Genomic DNA, 17,094 nt, shown 5'->3' with positions numbered 1-17,094 from the left:
CTGTGAAACCAGCTTGTTACCTCGGCTTGTCGCTCGGGTGACAACCTTCTCCGCCACAGCCGACGTCAGCACTAACGATCTTAGATGCACCAACGATCCCATTACCGCTAGCCCCGCCGTTTCCCGACGTTTCCCGCCGTTCCTCGCCGTTTTCCGACGTTGCGGACGCGGTTCCGGGCGCCCGGAACCGTGGGACCTCGCCCGCAGGGCGCCGGGGTCCGTAGGCTTTGACCGTGCCTCGTGACGCTTCGACCTCCTCCGCAACGACCGACCAGGCCGCCGTTTCCGGTGGCCGCGACACTCCCACGGGCGAGTCGCGCCTCGCGCTGGTCCGGCGCGCCCGGCGGATGAACCGGGAACTGACCCTGCTGTACCCCGACGCTCATTGTGAGCTGAATTTCACTGATCCGCTGGAGCTCCTGGTCGCCACCATCCTGTCCGCGCAGTGCACCGATAAACGGGTCAACGCGGTGACGCCCACGCTGTTCGCGCGCTACCGGACCGCCAAGGACTACGCGGCCGCCGACCGCGAGGAACTCGAGGGCATCATCCGCCCCACGGGGTTCTTCCGGGCCAAGGCCAACAGCGTCGTCAACCTCGCCCAGGCGCTGTGCGAGCGGCACGGCGGCGAGGTCCCGGGGCGGCTGGCCGACCTCGTGAAGCTGCCCGGCGTCGGCCGCAAGACCGCCAACGTCGTGCTGGGCAACGCCTTCGGCGTCCCCGGGATCACGGTGGACACCCACTTCGGCAGGCTGGCCCGCCGGTTCGGCTGGACCGAGGAGACCGACCCGGTCAAGGTCGAGCACGCGGTCGGCGACCTGTTCCCGCCGAAGGAGTGGACCATGCTGTCGCACCGGCTGATCTGGCACGGCCGGCGCATCTGCCATTCCCGCCGGCCGGCCTGCGGCGCGTGCGGGGTGGCCCGCTGGTGCCCCGCGTTCGGCGAGGGCCCCACCGACGAGGCGACGGCGCGCAAGCTGGTGCGGAACGGGCCGTTTTCGTGACCGGGCCCGTGACCACTCCGGCGTGGCTGGCCTCCCTGGCCGAGGCCGCCGAGCGGATGCCGGTCCCCCGAAGGATGCGCCCGCCGCGCGAAGGCGGGCGCCACTCCGCCGTGCTGGTGCTGTTCGGCGAGACCGACGCGGGCCCCGACGTCCTGCTGATCCAGCGCAACACCGGGCTGCGCCGGCACTCGGGGCAGCCCGCCTTCCCCGGCGGGTCGATCGAGCCCTCCGACCCCGGGCCGATCGCGTGCGCGCTGCGCGAGGCCGAGGAGGAGACCGGCCTCGACCCCGCCGGCGTGCGGGTGCTGGGCACGCTGCCGGAGCTCTACATCCAGCGCACGGGCTTCCGGGTCACGCCGGTGCTCGGCTGGTGGCACACGCCCGGCGACGTCCACCCCGCCGACACCGGCGAGGTCGCCTCCGTGGCCCGGGTGCCCGTCGGCGAGCTCGCCGACCCGGCCAACCGGCTGCGCACCCGCCACTCGGACGGGTCCACGGGTCCCGCGTTCCGGGTCAGGGAGATGCTGGTGTGGGGGTTCACCGCCGGGATACTGAACCAGCTACTCGTCCTGGGCGGCTGGGAGCGGCCGTGGCTCGACAGCGGGGCCGCCGAACCGGTGGACGCGGTCCCGCCGGGCCGGCCCGGGGTACCGTAACCGGATGGAAGGCGTGGTGCTGGACGCGATCCTCGTCGTGCTCGTCGTGGTCTTCGCCATGTCGGGCTACCGGCAGGGGTTCATCGTCGGGGTGCTGAGCTTCACCGGGTTCATCGGCGGCGGGGTGCTCGCCGCGCTCGGCGCGCCGCCGCTGATCCAGCGACTGGTGGAGCAACCGGGGCAGCAGGCGCTGCTGGCCATAGCGGTGGTGTTCCTGTCCGCGGCCATGGGGCAGTTCCTGGCCTCCTACCTCGGCGCGCTGGTGCGCAACCGGGTCACCTGGAACTCGGCCCGGGTGCTGGACGCCATGGGCGGCGCCGTCGTCAGCGCGCTGTCGGTGCTGCTGGTGACGTGGCTGATCGGCAGCGCGGTGGCCAACTCCTCGATCCCCCTGCTGAACTCCCAGGTGCAGAACTCGCGGGTGCTGCAGGCCGTCGACCGCACCATGCCCGACGCCGCCCACACGTGGTTCTCCACGTTCCGCAAGATCGTCGACCAGAGCGCGTTCCCCCAGGTGTTCAGCGGCCTGGGGTCCGGAGAACCGGCCGAGGTCGAACCGCCGGACCCCGACGTCCTCAGCACCGAGGAGCTGCGCCAGGCCAGCACCAGCGTGGTCAAGGTGCTCGGCACCGCCCCGTCCTGCCAGCGCAGGGTCGAGGGCACCGGGTTCGCCTACGCGCCCGACCGCATCATGACCAACGCCCACGTGGTGGCGGGCGTGCGGGACGACCTGCGGGTCGTCACCCGCTCCGGCCAGCAGCTTCCGGCGACGGTCGTGCTGTACGACCCGCAGCAGGACATCGCGGTGCTGGACGTGCCCGGCCTGGACCTGCGGCCGCTGGAGTTCGAGCCGCAGGCCGAGAAGGGCGACGACGCCGTGGTGGCCGGGTTCCCGCGCAACAACGGGTTCACCGTCGTCCCGGCGCGGATCCGGGCCGAGCAGACCGCGCAGGGCCCCGACTTCTACCACTCCCAGCAGGTCAGCCGCGAGATCTACCAGGTGCGCGCCGTCGTCCAGCCGGGCAACTCCGGCGGCCCGCTGCTGTCCCCCGAGGGCACCGTCTACGGCGTGGTCTTCGCCGCCGCGACCAACGAGGAGGAGACCGGCTACGTGCTCACCGCCGAGGAGATCGCCGCCAACGCCGCGGAAGGCCGCGAGGCGACCGCCCCGGTCTCCACCCAGCAGTGCGACTAGACGCACCGTTCCGGCGCAGAGAAGACAGCGGGGCGCCTCCCTCGGTGGGAGGCGCCCCGCTCGTGTCTGCCGGAAACCTCAGCCCGCGGTGCGGGGGTTCGCCGGGGCGGTGTCGTCGGCACCCAGTGGCCAGCTCATGCGGACCACCGTGCCGTCCTCGTTCGGCTCGATGCTGACCTCGTCGGCCAGGCCGACGATGACGGCCAGGCCGACGTCGGGAGAGAGCCCCGAGATGCCACCGGGAGGCGTGTGGACGCCGAGGTAGGAGCCGAGCCCGCCCGAGACGTAGGAGTCCGGCTCGGAGTCGGCCACGGGCTCCTTGGCGGGAGCCCGATCGGAGACGACCACCTCGAAACGTCTGGATCCGCTGCCGTTGACGTGGCCGGGAAGCGTGGAACCGCGCCGGGCGGCATCGGCCGACGCCGACGGCCCCGAACCGGCGCTGTCGATCAGTTCGAGCCGGATCGGCTGGTCGGGGCAGTGCGCCCGGTGGGCCTCCACCGCGCGGGAGCACGCCTCGCCAACCGCCAGCCGAACTTCGTCGAGGGCGGATTCAGCGATGCCCGCCCGCCGTGCCACGGCCGTGGCCATGAGCCTCGCCGTGCGCACGTGGGCGGGCAGGGCGCTGATCGTGAGCTGGACGATTGCCATCGCTCGCTCGTTACGTAGCTACTTCGACTTACGCTTGTCGATGGCTTCCTGCACCGACTCGTAAATGCCGAACACCTTGGTCAGACCGGTGATCCGGAAGATCTTCAGGATGCGTTCCTGGGTGCAGACCAGGTCGAGGGTGCCATCGTGCGCCCGAACCCGCTTGAGGCCGCCAACGAGCACACCGAGACCCGTCGAGTCGAGGAACTCCACCTTCTCCATGTTCACCACGAGGTGGAAGTTGCCCTTGTTGACCAGGTCGATCAGAAGCTCACGCAGCCGAGGCGCGGTATAGACATCGATCTCACCTTCAACGACGACGATCTCGGTGTCGTCCTCGGTGTAGTGATCAAGCTTCAAGTCCACTAGTCCTCCAGCGCCGAACCGCGACTAAAACCGCGAGTGATCTCTGCCGGGCGTTACCCCACAAGGCCGCATTCAACCACGCCCCGCTGTGTGATCTGCCTGTTATCCACAAGAAAACCACGCCACCGCGGCTGTGTTCCCCCAGATGCCACACTGAAACCGGTATCCATGCAGCCACCGTCCTGAACCGAGTACGGTCTTGCGCGTCGAGGAGGTGCGGGGTGAACCGATGGGAGCCGACGCTCCAACGGTTGTGGCGTGACCATACCCGGACCTCGCAGGTGACACATGTACAGCGGCTGGCCCGTAGCCCTGGGGTAAGTGAAGACTGGCCCGGCTGGACACCACCTTTCCTGCTGGAGCGGCTGGCCGAGACGGGGGTGGCCGCTCCTTGGTCGCACCAGGTGGACGCGGCGGACCTCGCCCACGCAGGCAGCAATGTGATCATAGCCACTGGCACCGCCTCCGGAAAGTCACTGGCCTTCCTGCTCCCGTGCGCCGCGGCGATCGCCGACGGCGGCAACGTGCTGTATCTCTCACCGACCAAGGCGCTGGCGGCGGACCAGCAGCGGTCCCTGGCGGAGCTGGCGCTGCCCGGGGTGCGCTCGGCGGTCTACGACGGCGACACCCCCTCGGAGGAGCGCGCCTGGATCCGCGCGCACGCCAACTACGTGCTGACCAACCCCGACATGCTGCACCACGCCGTCCTGGGGCGGCACGCCGCCTGGGCGGGCTTCCTGCGGCGGCTGCGCTACGTGGTGATCGACGAGGCGCACCGCTACCGCGGGGTGTTCGGCTCGCACGTGGCGCAGATCGTGCGGCGGCTGCGCCGGGTGTGCGCCCGCTACCGCGGCGAGCCGACGTTCATCCTGGCCTCGGCCACCACGGCCACGCCGGAGGAGAGCGCCCGGCGGCTGACCGGGCTGCCCGTGCGCGCGGTCACCGACGACGCCGCGCCGCGCGCGGCGCTGAGCTTCGCCCTGGTGGAGCCGGAGCTGACCGACCTGGTGGGCGAGAACGGCGCACCGGTGCGCCGGACCGCCACGGCCGAGGCCGCCGATCTGCTGGCCGGTCTCGCGATCGAGGGCGTGCGCACGCTGGCGTTCGTGCGCTCCCGGCAGGGGGCCGAGCTGGTGGCGATGTCGGCCAGGCGCGCGCTGACCGAGGCCAAGGAGCACGACCTGGTCGACCGGGTCGCCGCCTACCGCGCCGGCTACCTGGCCGGCGACCGCCGCGGCCTGGAGGAGTCGCTGCGCTCCGGCGAACTGCTCGGGCTGGCCAGCACCAACGCCCTGGAGCTGGGCGTCGACATCGCCGGGCTGGACGCCGTGGTGATGGCCGGCTGGCCCGGCACGCTCGCCTCGCTGTGGCAGCAGGCGGGGCGGGCCGGGCGCACCGGGGAGGACGCGCTCGCGGTGTTCATCGCGCGCGACGACCCGCTCGACACCTACCTCGTGCACCACCCCGAGGCGGTCTTCGGCCGACCGGTGGAGTCGACGGTGCTCGATCCGGACAACCCCTACGTGCTGGGCCCGCACCTGTGCGCGGCGGCGGCCGAGATCCCGCTGACAGAGGACGACCTTCCGGTCTTCGGTCCCGCGGCCGAGGAGGTGCTGGCCGACCTCGTCGAACGGAAGATGCTGCGCCGCCGACCGCGCGGCTGGTTCTGGACGCGTCGCGACCGGGCCGCCGACCTGGCCGACATCCGCGGCGCCGGGGGGCCGCCGGTGCAGATCGCCGACGCCGAGAGCGGCCAGTTGCTCGGCACGGTCGACGAGGCCGCGGCCCACTCGACCGTCCACGACGGCGCGGTCTACCTGCACCAGGGGCTGACCTACGTGGTCGACCGGCTGGACCTGGACGCCGGTGTGGCGCTCGTGCGCGGCGCGAACCCCGAGTACAGCACGTGGGCGCGCGACGTCACCGAGATCGAGGTCCGCGCGACCCTGCGCGAGGCGTCGTGGGGCCCGTCCGCTGCCGTGCACTTCGGCGAGGCCACGGTGACGCGGCAGGTGGTGGCCTACCTCAAGCGCGACGTCCGCACGGGGTCGGTGCTGGGCGAGCAGCCGCTGGACCTGCCCGCGCGGACCTTGCGCTCGCGGGCGGTGTGGTGGACGCTGGGGCCCGAGGCCGAGGAGCGGCTGCGGGCGGCGGGGGTGGAGCCGCGCGGCGCCGCACACGCGGCGGAGCACGCGGCGATCGGCCTGCTGCCGTTGTTCGCGACGTGCGACCGCTGGGACATCGGCGGGGTGTCGACCGCGCTGCACGCCGACACCGGGCGGCTGACCGTGTTCGTCTACGACGGCCACGAGGGCGGGGCCGGCTTCGCCGAACGCGGGTACGCCGCCGCCCGCGCCTGGCTCACCGCGACCAGGGAGGCGATCGCCACGTGCGAGTGCCTGGACGGCTGCCCCTCGTGCATCCAGTCGCCGAAGTGCGGCAGCGGCAACGACCCCTTGAGCAAGTCCGGCGCCCTGCACCTGCTCGACGCGGTCCTGGACGACGCCTGAGATCGTTGACGGGAATTGGAAAGCCATGGCCGCAGTCCTCCATTCACCCCTGGTGACCTGGGGAGGCTGCCGTCAGCGCGCCGGCGCCGGCGGCGCGGAAGGTCGCGCCGCACGGCTCATGCCGGTCGCCCGCCGCAGACGGCCGGGGCCTTGAACGACGGGAATCCCGCGACCTTTCGCGTTGCCGGACGCTGCGCGCCTGACAACAGCCCCACCAGGACCGCAGGACCACAGCAGGGCCTGGAGGAATCCTCGCCCTCTCCCATCAGCGACCTAGCCTCCCAGGGCCTCCAGGGCCGCCGCGGCCTCCCGGGCCTCGGGGACGCCGAGTTCGGTGAAGATCTCGGCGGCGGTGGCGAGCATTCCCGCGACGTCATCGGGGGCGGCCCCGGCCGGCAGCCTGGAGAGCCCGAAGAGCGCGCTGGCCTCGGCGTAGCGCTCGTGCCGCTCCCTGGCGAGCCGGAGGGCCTCATCGAGGGAGGAACGGGCCTCGGCGTACCGACCGGCCCGCGCGTAGGTGACTCCGAGCTCGTTGAGCACCTCGGCCTCGGCGCTGCGCTGGGCGGTCTTCTCGCCGAGCTCCAACGCCGCGCCGTGAGCGGCCAGGGCGGACTCGAAGTCGCCCATCTCCCGGAACACCGTACCGAGCGCGTTGCGGGTGTAGATCTCACCGGCCGAGTCCTCCATGGCCAGGAAGACCTTCAGCGCGTTCTCCAGTTGCCCGAGCGCCAGGTTGTACTTTCCCAGCCGCATGTTCGCCTCGCCGAGCCCCCGCAGAGCCGATGCCTGGATCTCACGTGAGTCCCCGTCGAGCCTTATCTCCAGCGCGGCCTCGCAGTGCACGATCGCCTCGTGGTAGTTCCCGAGAGCATGGTGGATCGCCCCGAGGTTGGAGCGCTGGAGCGCCACGAGTGACGCGTCGTCAATCGACATCGCGTGATCGAGAGCGCGGGAAAGCACCTTTTCGGCGTCTTCGTAGCGCCCCATCCGCTCGTACACCATGCCCAGATTGGCGAAGGCCCGCATCTCCCCGGACTGGTCGCCCAGGGAGACGAAGAGCTCCTTCGCCTCCTGCAGAAGAGACAGGGAGGAGTCGAGCCGTCCGGAGAGGCAGTGCGCGATCCCGAGGCCGACGAGCGTGATCGCACTGCCCAGATGATCGCTGTCCGCCCTGCTCGCCGCCAGCGCCTGCTCGTGCGTCGTCAGCCACAGTTCGGTCTGGCCGTGGACCGCGTAGAACCGCCAGAGCGAGTCGGCGAGCTGCCACGCCTGCTGACCGCTGCCCTTCTGCGCGTAGTGGTCGACCACGGCGGCCAGGTTCTCCCGGTGCCGGTCGAACCACTCGACGGCCTCGGAGCGGGTGGTGATCTCCGCCTTGTACCTGGACGTGTCCGCCAGTTCGATCGCGTAGTCATGACGGCGCGGTCCCAGCCATTCCGCCGCCCGCTGCGCGGCGTGCAGGTAGTAGTCGCTGATGCGGCGGTGGGTGGAGTCGATCTCCTCTTCGGGGAGGAGCCTCAGGGCCTTCTGCTTCGCGTACGCCCCGATCAGGTCGTGGAACCGGTAGAGATCGACGCTCTGCTCCTCCAGCAGGCGGACACCGACGAGCTCCTGGAGGAGGTCGTCGGTCCGGGGAAGGTCGGAGTCCGTCAGCGCGGCGGCGCCGTAGAAGTCGATGCTGTTGCCGATCGCGAGACCGAGGCGGAGAAAGACCTCCTGCTGAACGCTGTTCAGGCTCTGGTAGGAGAGCTCGAAGACCGCCTCGACGCTGTGCGCGTCCGTGCGGAGTTCGCGGAACCTGCGGTGCTGCAGGCTCAGCCGTTGTTCCACGTGGACGAACGTCCACTGCGGCCGGGTCAGCATCCGGCCGGCGACGATCCGCAGCGCCAGCGGCAGACCGCCGCACAGGTTCACCACGCGGCCGAGGGCATCGGGTTCGCGCTTGGTGCGCTCCGGGCCGAGCACCGTCGAGAAGAATCGTTCCGCGGTGGCGTGGCTGAGCATTCCCAGGGAGATGTAGCGCGCTCCGCCCAGACCAGCGAGGTCGTGTCGGCTGGTCACCAGCGTGAGCGACCCGGAAGCCGCCGAGAGCAGCGGGCTCACCTGGGTGTAGTTCACCGCGTTGTCGAGGACGACGAGGATCCGCTTGTCAGCCAGCGTCGCCCTCCACAGCGCCGCGCGGTCCTCCAGGGATTCCGGGATCGCCTCCGGGCTGACGCCCACGGCCCGCAGCAGGCTGCTCAACGCCGTCGCGGGCAGCAGCGGATCCTGATCCACGGTGTGGCCGTGCAGGTCGATGAAGAGCTGGGCGTCGGGATAACGCTCGGCCATGCGGTGCGCGGCGTGCACGGCCAAGGTGGTCTTCCCCGCGCCACCCGTTCCGGTGATGACGCAGACCTCCGCGCGCCCGCCGCCGTCCGCGCCGATCGCGAACAGCTCTTCGAGGTGGTCTTCTCGCCCGGTGAAGTCGGGGGTGTCCCTCGGCAGGTCGTTGCGTGAAACGAAGGGCGCGGGAGCGGCCTCGTCCTCGTCGCCCGCCGAATCCGCAGGGGCGTCTCCCGCTCCGATTCCGTCCGGCCCGGCGACCGGAGGCCGCGTCGGTCCCTCGGAGTCGTGCAGCATGCGCTCGTAGAGTTCCAGGACCTCGCGGCCCGGATCGATCCCGAGCTGCTCGGCCAGCGCCTTGCGGATCTCGTGGAAGACCGACAGGGCGGTGGCGCGCTGCCCGTCCCGGTACAACGCGGCGATCAGCAGGAAGTGCAGCCGCTCGCGCAGCGGGTCCTCCCGGACCAGAGGAGTGAGCCGGGCCGCGAGTTCCGCGTAGCCGCCCAGCCCGAACGCCGCCTCGGCCCAGGCCGTGACGGCGGCCCAGCGCTCCTCCAGCAGCGGCTGGCAGACGGTGTAGTACAGGTAGTCGGAGCCGGTGCCCGAGAACGGCTGCCCCCGCCAGCACGACAGCGCCTCGTCCCAGAGCCCGACCGTCGCGGCCGGGTCCTCGGCCTCCTGGGCCCGGGCCGCCAGTCCGCGGAACCGGTGCAGGTCGACGCGGTCGGGATCGGTTCGGGCGAGATAGCCGCCGGCCGTGGTCTGGATGAGATCGGGGAAATTCTGGCGCAGGTGGGAGACCTGCACCTGGATGATGGAACGGGCAGTGCGAGGCGGGTCGTCCTGCCAGAGGAAGTCGACCAGCCGCTCGACCGTGACCTCCTTGCCGAGCTCGACCAGAAGCGCGCCCAGGACACAGCGCTGCCTCGGCCCGCCAACGGACACCGGCTGTCCGTCGCGCCACGCCGAAATCGGACCCAGGACGCCAAAATCCACAAACGGCACTGTAGCAAGGCCATTTGCGGTTCACAGATTCGTTGAAAACACCGCTACATCCGTACCCCCCTCCTCAGTACGGATGCAGCGGCGGTTATTCGGTTTTGGGTCAGGCTCCAGACCTACTTCTCGGGGGTTTCGGTCCCCTCTTCCTCGGGCTGCGGCTCGGTCTGCGGCTTCTCCTCTTCGAGGGGCTGCGGATCGTCCTTGGTAGGCCGCAGTTTCGCCGTCACCGGCGCATCGCCCGAGGCCGTCCAGGCACCCAGGTTCTCCACGATCTTCAGGAATTCGGTCTTCGTGCGAAGTCGGTCCACGGTCAGCATCTGTCCCATGTGCATCCCCTCATATGAGCGCCAAGCCCGTATTGCGGCCGATGACCTACGGCCACTCGACCCCGTCGTCGAAGATTTCCTCGTCCTCGTCCGGCTCCTGCTCCAGCTCCCGCTGAGGTTCCGGATCGTCTTTCGTTGGACGCACCTTCGCCGTTATCGGTTCCATGGTCAGACCCGCCACGATCTCCAGGAACTCGATCTCGGTACGAGTCGGCTCAGCGACCAGTAGCTGTCCCATGCGCACTCCGATAGCCGAACAAACGGTGAACAACGAGCATCGAAACGAAGCCGACCGCCAGACCGGTGACCGCGGGCCGTCCTCCCGCGGAAACCGGTCTCGCAGACTGGAATCGACTCTAGAGACGCGCGCTTCCGATGCGCTTTCAGTCCGCTTATGGCCACCGAAGGCCCCGCCGCCGGCCCGGCCCCCTGCACCTCGACTACCCCGGCCGGGCCGGTTCCATCCGCGGTCGAGCTGTCCGCAAGAGGACGCGAACAGGGCACAAGGGCCGGTTGCCCCTAAACTTCCCCCGTGGCACACCACGCGCCGATCCGTGAAGCCGGGCCGGGAGACCTCCTCCCCCGGCACCCCGTCGTGCGCGCACTCCTGGTGGGCGGGTTCGTCCTGCTGGTCTGCGCACTGGTGTTCGCCCTGTGGCGCATGGGCGGCCTGGCCAAGGCGTCGGAGCAGCCGCCGTCGGAGCCGGGCAAGCCGGTCCGCAACGCCCTCTTCACCATCACCGTGCACGACGCGACGGTCGTCAGCGACACCCTCGGGCCCGCCGTGCAGGTCCGCGCCGACCTCACCTCGCACGACAAGAACCCGGTGTCCTACTCCTACATCGACGACATGCTCCAGCTGACACTGTCCCCCGGCGGCGCCAAGGTCGACGGGGCGATGACCGCCGCGCTCGAACGCGACCCCGAGGGCTTCGCCGGCGACGTCCAGCCGGAGATGCCCGAGACCGTGCTGATGCGCTGGCCGCTGCCGGAGGGCACCGACCCCGACGGGCTGGAGCAGGTGCGGGTCGCCGTCACGGACGCGGAGTTCCGCCCCGGCTTCATGGACCAGACCTCCTACTGGTGGAGCACCGACAAGGTCATCGACACCATCGCCGTCCCGATCGAGCAGAGCTGACCGATGACCAGGCCCTTCCTCCGCCGAGCGGCGCACGTCGCCGCCAGCCTGCTGCTGCTCGCCCTCATCGTCGCGGCGCACGGCCTCATCCCCACCCATGACGACCTCACCGCGCCGATCAGCCACTCCGGGACCATCGGCGGCACCGTCGACGCCGAACGGTTCACCCTGGACGTCGACAAGGTCGAACTGGCCCGGTCGGTCTCCGACGAGGAAGCCCTGGGCGGAGTCGAAGGGCTGGAGGCCAACGGCGTGTGGGTCGTCGTCTGGGCCACCCTCACCTCCACCGACGCCACCGTCTCGGTGGGCGGGACCCTGCTGGAGATGGGCGACGGCTACTCCTACTCAGCGAACACGCGGCTGTCGAACACGTTCAACAACCTCGGCATCGTGCTGAACCCCGGCCTCCCGCGGTACGGCGCGTTCGTGTTCGAGGTGCCCGAGGAGCGCCTCTCCTCCCCGACCCTGCGGGTGAGCGTCCAGGAGTCGCTGGACGACCGGCTGTCGGCGCAGGCCTCGGTGGACCTCGGCCTCAGCGAATCCGACATCGACCGGCTGACGGAGGAGGCCGCCGACTCGGTCGCCGTGCCTCCCATCGGGCCCCCCTAGGAAGCACCGGCCATGGACCACCCCTCTTCCGCGGACCACCACCGCTCCGCACCGGGACGCCGCGCCGAACCGCCGTCGTTCCTGCCGCCGGAGCGGCCGCCGGGGCATGCCCCGACCGGCACGGCCGACACGGCCGACACGGCGCCGCCGCAGCCCCCGCGGCCGCGGCGCGCGCCCTGGTGGCGGCGCGGGCACGTGCCCTACATGCTGGCGCTCGTGGTGCTGCTGCCCGCGGCGCTGGGCCTTCCGTGGTGGTTGGAGCGCGAGACGCTGCTGGAGCGGGGGCAGATGCCGCCGCGGGCGGAGGTCGCCGAAGAGGGCACCGCCGAGCTCGCGGGCAGCGAATGGGACTTCAAGGGCATGGTCACCGGCGAGACCGGCTCCTCCATAAGCGACCCCCCGCCCGACGGGGTGGAGCTCGTCGACGCCGTCTTCCTGGTCACCCCCTCCGACGACGACGCGTCCGCGCTGCTCCAGCGGTCGTGCCACTTCCGCGCGGTCGACGGCCGGGGCCGCAGTTGGGAGCAGACGGCGGAGTACTCCGGCCGCACCATGCCCGAGGAGGTCGGCATGACCGCGTTCGGCTGCACCGACGCCGAAGGCGATCCGATCGCCCCCGGCGAGTCCCAGGGCCTGGTCGCGAGCTTCCTGGTGCCCGAGGACGCGCTCTCCTCGCTGCGCTTCGAGGTCAGGGCCGACACCAGCGACGACCCCGAGAGCCCGCGGCCCGCGGCGGTCGCGTTCGAGCAGGAGGAGTGACGCCCCTGGGCGGCGGGCCCCGGAGCGCCGGAGGCTAACCGGGGAGGTCGGCGCGCCTGCGTGCCCTGCGCCCCACGCTGCGGCTGCCCATGCGCCGCAGGGTCATCTCGAACGTGGCCGCGAGCAGGCACACCCGCAGCAGTTCGTGCAGCGCGCCGACGCCGAACTCGATCGGGGTGAGCCACTGCCACCACCAGGCAAGGAACTCGTGCGGCCCGACGAGGCGGTACACGCCGCGCTCCAGCCAGCCGAACCCCAGCTCCAGCAGCACGTAGTAGAGGCAGAAGGACAGGTAGAACGCCGGGCTGACGCGCAGGATGAAGCGGAAGGCGTTGAGGAACGGCGTGTACTTCTCGCGCAGGTCCCGGCCGGCGAACTGGCCGAGGCCGCGCACGACGTTGGGCACCCGGGTCGCGACCTTCTGGATGCGCCCGCCCTTGCCGCCCTTGCGGAACAGCGCCTCGGCCTTGTCGACCTCGGCGCCGAACACCACGGCCACGATGGTCAGCCACAGCAGCGGCTCGATCAACCCGTCCTTGAGGTGCGTCCACAGCTCCGCGACCAGCGCGATCGCGGCCAGGTAGCCCGCGGTGACCGGCAGGGAGGTCAGGTCGCCCAGCCAGTGCGTGAGGCCGAGCAGCGCCTCCTGGGCCTCGGCGACCACGACCCGGCCCGCCACCCACCCCTTGGCGTTGACCACCACCTGGGTGACCGAGAACACCGCGAAGAACATCCAGTTGGCCTCGAACAGGGCGGTGAGGACACCGAGCCACTTGTTCTGGTTGCGGGTGTAGAACTTCTCGCAGAGCGTGCGCCCCGACCAGGCGATCAGCGCGATGACGAGGGGCAGGCCCAGCTCGTTGTACTCCAGCGTGGTGGTGATCCCGGCCAGGCCGTGCTCGTTGAGGGAGGAGACGGCGTACTCCCGGTACTCCTCGACGAACAGGCCCCACGCGCTGTAGAAGATCAGGAACGGCAGGATCGCCATCGCCACGGCGTCGACGATGCGGCGCTCCCTGTCGGCGAAGGTCGAACCCCCCTGGCCGACGTCGGCGCGCCCGCCGAACAGCTCGGCTTCGAGGGCCGGCATGCCCGGGCGCAGCAGGTGGAACATGACGATGGTGGTCGCCAGCGTCACCAGGATGGAGACGCTGAGGCCGGCGAGCGCCGCCACCCCGTTGACCCCGGCGATCTGGACCATGCCGCGCAGCATCAGGGAGTGCAGGAGCTGCCCGGCCGTGTACACGCACAGCAGAGGAGCCCAGTAGCGCCTCACCAGGTCGAGGCCGTAGACCGGGAGCATCGCCGCGGATGTCGCCATTGCCTTCATCGAACCGAAATCCTAGCGCCGGGCCGTCCGTGCTCCTCCATCCGCACTGGCCGGGGAAGGCCACGCTTGACAGGCTGGTTGTGCGAGGAGCGGATCCGGTCGCGGTTCGCACGGTCGACGCGGGGAGGCCCGATGAGCGCAGGAGACGGTAACGGCTGGGTCGTGCTGCCCGACGGCTCGCGCCGCTGGGGACTCTACGGGGCGTCGGGCCTGCTCCTGCACGCGCACGACACGGCCGGAACCGGCCACGTCCTGCTGCAGCATCGGGCCTGGTGGACCCATCAGGGCAACACCTGGGGCATGCCCGGCGGCGCCCGCGACAGCGAAGAGTCCTCGGTGGCGGCCGCGCTGCGCGAGTTCGGCGAGGAGGTCACCGGTGACCTGGGCGGGGTCGCCTTCGGCGGGATCCACCGGCAGGACCACGTGGTCTGGTCCTACGACACCGTGCTGGGGCGCATCCCCGAGCGGCGCGTGTTCACGCCCGGCAACTCCGAGAGCGCGGCGATCCGCTGGGTGCCGGTCGACGAGGTCGGGTCGATGCCGCTGCTCCCGGCGTTCGGACTGATCTGGCCGCAGGTGCGCGCAGCGTTGGCGCAGCGGCTGGTGCTGGTCGTGGACGCGGCCAACGCGGTGGGCCACCGGCCCGACGGCTGGTGGCGCGACCGCCCGGGTGCGGCGGCGCGGCTGCGCGACGAGCTGGCGGGGCTCGCCGGGACCGGGCTGGACGGCGCCGAGCTCCCGGCCGGGCTCGCGCTCACCTCCCTGCACCGGTGGTTCCCGCGGATCCTGATGGTGGTGGAGGGGGCCGCGCGCGAAACGGCCTCGGTGCCCGGCGTCGAGGTGGTCGAGGCGCCCGGGGAGGGCGACGACACGGTCGCGGAGCTGGCCGGTCTGCACGCCGGCGCGTCCTGCGCGCTGGTCGTCACCGCCGACCGGGAGCTGGGGGACCGCTGCCGGGCCGCCGGCGCGAGCGTCGCGTCCCCGTCGTGGCTGCTGAGCGCGGCGGCCGCCGCCGACCCGGCGAACCGGTGAGGCGACGGTCCCCTTGTCTCGGCGGTCTTGACCTTGAGTTTTAACCTTGGCCCCAGAGGGTTGTGTAGGCCAGCCCCAGGAGGGAAATCGCCCTCACGCGCGCGAAGCGCACGCCGACACCGTGGACGCGGGACGGCACCGCGGTTTCGGCCCGGCGCTCAAGGCGGCGGTGTGCGCTTGCGTCCTCGGGTCGAGGTTCAACCCCCTGTGGCCGGGGCGTCAAGTCCTCGGTGGTCAAGGTCGTCGGACCCGCATCGGGTCGCCGCCTTCCGCGCGTCGGGAACGCGGCGCCCCCGATCCGCGTTCTCAACAGAGAAGGGGACCGGGGTAGTAGGGACCGCATCTCGGGGGAAGACCAGGGGTGCGCCCTGATGTACCGCACGGCGGTCCTCGGGCATGCTGGCAGCATCGGCCGGACGATCCGGCCATGCCGGCAAGGCTCATGATGTGAGGAGCAGACATGACGCTGGAGCGCGGGAACGCATTCACTCCGGTCGCCTCGGCGACCATGATCTGGCCCTGGGGCACGGCCACGGCGGCCGGCGCGGTCACGGGGGCCGCGCACTTCCTGCTGAACCTGAGCGCGTTCCCCGTCGGCGGCGCGCTGACCACCGCGATCTTCTTCTTCTCCCTGGTGGGCGGCGGCGTCGCGCTGCTGGGGAGCAAGGGCGACCGGCGGGCGCGGCGCTACGCCGGCCAGTACCCGTGGCGGTTCGCCGCGGGCCCGGCCCTGCTGGGCGGCGCGGGAACGGCCGTGGTGTCCTACATTGGCGCGGTCCTGAGCGGCGCGGTCATCAGCGGCCTCTTCGGCGCGGCCTTCGCGGGTCTGGGCGTCGCCGCCGTGATCTGGGTCATCCTCGGCATCATCGGTATGGTCGCGGGGAACAAGTCGGCCTGACCGGGCGTTGCGACCTCCCAGTCAGACCGAGCCGGACCACGAGGGGCCACCACGCTTTCTATGTCAGTCGATAACCCGCCGGAAGCCTGCGCTCGCGGCACGGAAGTGACAAGGGGAGACGAGCGCGCGCACCCCGCCGAGACAGGGCGGAGCCGTGTCGATGGGGACTGACTCCGGCAGGCGACCGCACGGGGACGGCGCCCGTTCCGGTGACCCGCGAGAGACGTCCAGACAGGGCACCGAGGCCCGGCAGAAGATGATCGAGCGGGTCCGCGGCCTGCTCCGCATGGCCGAGGACCCGTCGGTCACCGACGCCGAGAGCCAGGCCTTCACCGCCAAGGCCGCGGAGCTGATGACCCGGCACGCGATCGCCGAGGCCGAGGCGCGCGCGCAGCGCGGCGAGGCGGCCGAGTCGGTGACCCGGCTCGACTTCCCCGTGTCCGGCGTGGGCGGGCACGGCAAGGCACGGGTCAAGGCGCTCGCCGCGATCGCCTCGGCCTACGGCTGCCAGTCGGCGGTGCGCGGCAACACCTCGGCCAACACCGACCGCATGCTCATCATCGTCGGCACCGTCACCGCGCTGGACTCCCTCCGGGTGCTGCTGCCCTCGATCACCATGCAGATGGAGGCTTCGGCGCGCTTCTCGGCGCGCGAGCACGTCGCGGGACTGCGGGAGCTGCGCAACTACGACCGGTCGACCCTGGCCACCGAGCGCAGCCGGTTCTACCGGTCGTTCGTGCGCGCCTACGGCTACGCGGTGGCCGAGCGCATCCGGGAGTTCCGGGCCCGCCTGGCCGACGACTCCCCGGACGGCGATGCCGCCGGCGCCAAGGGCGGCGCGGGCGGCACCGGTTCCGACGCGGCCAAGAGCGGCGCCGAACTCGTGCTGCGCGAGGACGTCGACCGGGTCCAGGAGGACTTCCAGCGCCGGTTCCCGCAGTTGCGCCCCACGCGCCCGGAGCGCACCCACCACCGGGCCGGCTACCGCGCCGGGTACCTGCGCGGACGCCGCGCCGAGCTGGGCATGGAGACGGCGGTCGGCCGAGGGGCGTCGTCCTCGATCTCGGACGGGGAGTAGCGGCCGGCGGCGGGGGCCGTTTCCCTGCGGGAAGTCCGTCCCATATGCCGGGGATTTATGCACAGCCACGGAAAAAGGCTGTGGATAACCCTGTGGATAGTTGGGGATAACTAGCAGCGGTCACATACGCCTGTGGATAAACCGGCCGGTTTGGCCGGATGCGGCCATGGTTCGTGCGGGTGGCACGCTCCTGGCACCGGCGGCCCGAATTCCAC

General features: G+C 71.3%; 16 protein-coding genes. 10 read left to right on the top strand and 6 right to left on the bottom strand.

The features are described 5' to 3' along the window. The first annotated feature begins 233 nt into the window (after positions 1-233). From nth to HDA32_RS29895, 3 genes are read left to right on the top strand one after another with little or no spacing between them, the layout of a single operon-like run. Complete coding sequence (gene nth, locus HDA32_RS29905) at positions 234-1,004, top strand: endonuclease III (protein ID WP_376767006.1); 771 nt, start codon at positions 234-236, stop codon at positions 1,002-1,004. 56 nt (positions 1,005-1,060) lie between these two features. Next, complete coding sequence (locus HDA32_RS29900; RefSeq protein WP_179647045.1) at positions 1,061-1,660, top strand: NUDIX hydrolase; 600 nt, start codon at positions 1,061-1,063, stop codon at positions 1,658-1,660. Between the two features lie 16 nt (positions 1,661-1,676). Further along, positions 1,677-2,855 (top strand): MarP family serine protease, encoded by a 1,179-nt coding sequence (locus HDA32_RS29895; RefSeq protein WP_179647043.1) that lies wholly within the window; start codon positions 1,677-1,679, stop codon positions 2,853-2,855. A 78-nt stretch (positions 2,856-2,933) separates the two neighbouring features. Here HDA32_RS29895 and HDA32_RS29890 read toward each other — a convergent pair whose 3' ends face one another. Together HDA32_RS29890 and HDA32_RS29885 are read right to left on the bottom strand one after the other, a co-directional pair. Continuing rightward, entirely contained in the window at positions 2,934-3,506 is a 573-nt protein-coding gene (locus tag HDA32_RS29890) for an ATP-binding protein (RefSeq protein WP_179646324.1), read from the bottom strand. 18 nt (positions 3,507-3,524) lie between these two features. Beyond that, positions 3,525-3,872 carry an STAS domain-containing protein gene (locus tag HDA32_RS29885; RefSeq protein WP_179646323.1) on the bottom strand — a complete coding sequence of 116 codons (348 nt, stop codon included), beginning with the start codon at positions 3,870-3,872 and terminating at the stop codon, positions 3,525-3,527. A gap of 221 nt (positions 3,873-4,093) precedes the next feature. Here HDA32_RS29885 and HDA32_RS29880 point away from each other — a divergent pair, with 221 nt between their 5' ends. After that, the gene (locus HDA32_RS29880) at positions 4,094-6,382 is read left to right on the top strand and encodes a DNA 3'-5' helicase SftH (RefSeq protein ID WP_179646322.1); all 2,289 of its coding nucleotides are present in this window, start codon (positions 4,094-4,096) and stop codon (positions 6,380-6,382) included. 273 nt (positions 6,383-6,655) lie between these two features. On the opposite strand, the gene HDA32_RS29875 is transcribed toward HDA32_RS29880, so the two are convergent. The 3 genes from HDA32_RS29875 to HDA32_RS29865 form a co-directional block, all read right to left on the bottom strand. Beyond that, positions 6,656-9,652, bottom strand: coding sequence for an AfsR/SARP family transcriptional regulator (locus HDA32_RS29875; RefSeq protein ID WP_312863388.1), 2,997 nt, complete (start codon positions 9,650-9,652; stop codon positions 6,656-6,658). Positions 9,653-9,825: 173 nt separating this feature from the next. Next, entirely contained in the window at positions 9,826-10,035 is a 210-nt protein-coding gene (locus HDA32_RS29870) for a hypothetical protein (RefSeq protein ID WP_179646320.1), read from the bottom strand. Positions 10,036-10,081: 46 nt separating this feature from the next. Further along, on the bottom strand, positions 10,082-10,273 hold the full coding sequence (locus tag HDA32_RS29865; protein ID WP_179646319.1) for a hypothetical protein: 192 nt from the start codon (positions 10,271-10,273) through the stop codon (positions 10,082-10,084). A gap of 294 nt (positions 10,274-10,567) precedes the next feature. On the opposite strand from HDA32_RS29865, the gene HDA32_RS29860 reads away from it, so the two are divergent. Genes HDA32_RS29860 through HDA32_RS29850 form a run of 3 tightly spaced genes read left to right on the top strand, consistent with a single transcriptional unit; the run spans position 10,568 to position 12,541 of the window. Then, complete coding sequence (locus HDA32_RS29860) at positions 10,568-11,173, top strand: hypothetical protein (RefSeq protein ID WP_179646318.1); 606 nt, start codon at positions 10,568-10,570, stop codon at positions 11,171-11,173. 3 nt (positions 11,174-11,176) lie between these two features. Then, the gene (locus HDA32_RS29855; protein ID WP_179646317.1) at positions 11,177-11,782 is read left to right on the top strand and encodes a DUF4352 domain-containing protein; all 606 of its coding nucleotides are present in this window, start codon (positions 11,177-11,179) and stop codon (positions 11,780-11,782) included. A gap of 12 nt (positions 11,783-11,794) precedes the next feature. Further along, positions 11,795-12,541: a hypothetical protein gene (locus HDA32_RS29850; RefSeq protein WP_179646316.1), complete on the top strand. Its 747-nt coding sequence runs from the start codon at positions 11,795-11,797 to the stop codon at positions 12,539-12,541. 34 nt (positions 12,542-12,575) lie between these two features. On the opposite strand, the gene HDA32_RS29845 is transcribed toward HDA32_RS29850, so the two are convergent. Continuing rightward, positions 12,576-13,862 carry a hypothetical protein gene (locus HDA32_RS29845; RefSeq protein ID WP_246334541.1) on the bottom strand — a complete coding sequence of 429 codons (1,287 nt, stop codon included), beginning with the start codon at positions 13,860-13,862 and terminating at the stop codon, positions 12,576-12,578. A gap of 141 nt (positions 13,863-14,003) precedes the next feature. Here HDA32_RS29845 and HDA32_RS29840 point away from each other — a divergent pair, with 141 nt between their 5' ends. From HDA32_RS29840 to HDA32_RS29830, 3 genes are all read left to right on the top strand, one after another. Continuing rightward, on the top strand, positions 14,004-14,903 hold the full coding sequence (locus HDA32_RS29840; protein ID WP_179646314.1) for an NUDIX hydrolase: 900 nt from the start codon (positions 14,004-14,006) through the stop codon (positions 14,901-14,903). Positions 14,904-15,363: 460 nt separating this feature from the next. Further along, entirely contained in the window at positions 15,364-15,801 is a 438-nt protein-coding gene (locus tag HDA32_RS29835; RefSeq protein WP_179646313.1) for a hypothetical protein, read from the top strand. 256 nt (positions 15,802-16,057) lie between these two features. Further along, positions 16,058-16,879 carry a DUF2786 domain-containing protein gene (locus HDA32_RS29830; RefSeq protein ID WP_179646312.1) on the top strand — a complete coding sequence of 274 codons (822 nt, stop codon included), beginning with the start codon at positions 16,058-16,060 and terminating at the stop codon, positions 16,877-16,879. Positions 16,880-17,094 lie beyond the last annotated feature (215 nt).

This window comes from Spinactinospora alkalitolerans, assembly GCF_013408795.1.
Taxonomy (GTDB): Bacteria; Actinomycetota; Actinomycetes; order Streptosporangiales; family Streptosporangiaceae; genus Spinactinospora; species Spinactinospora alkalitolerans.
Note: the sequence above shows the minus strand (reverse complement) of the source record. Positions and strands in the feature narration are given on the sequence as shown.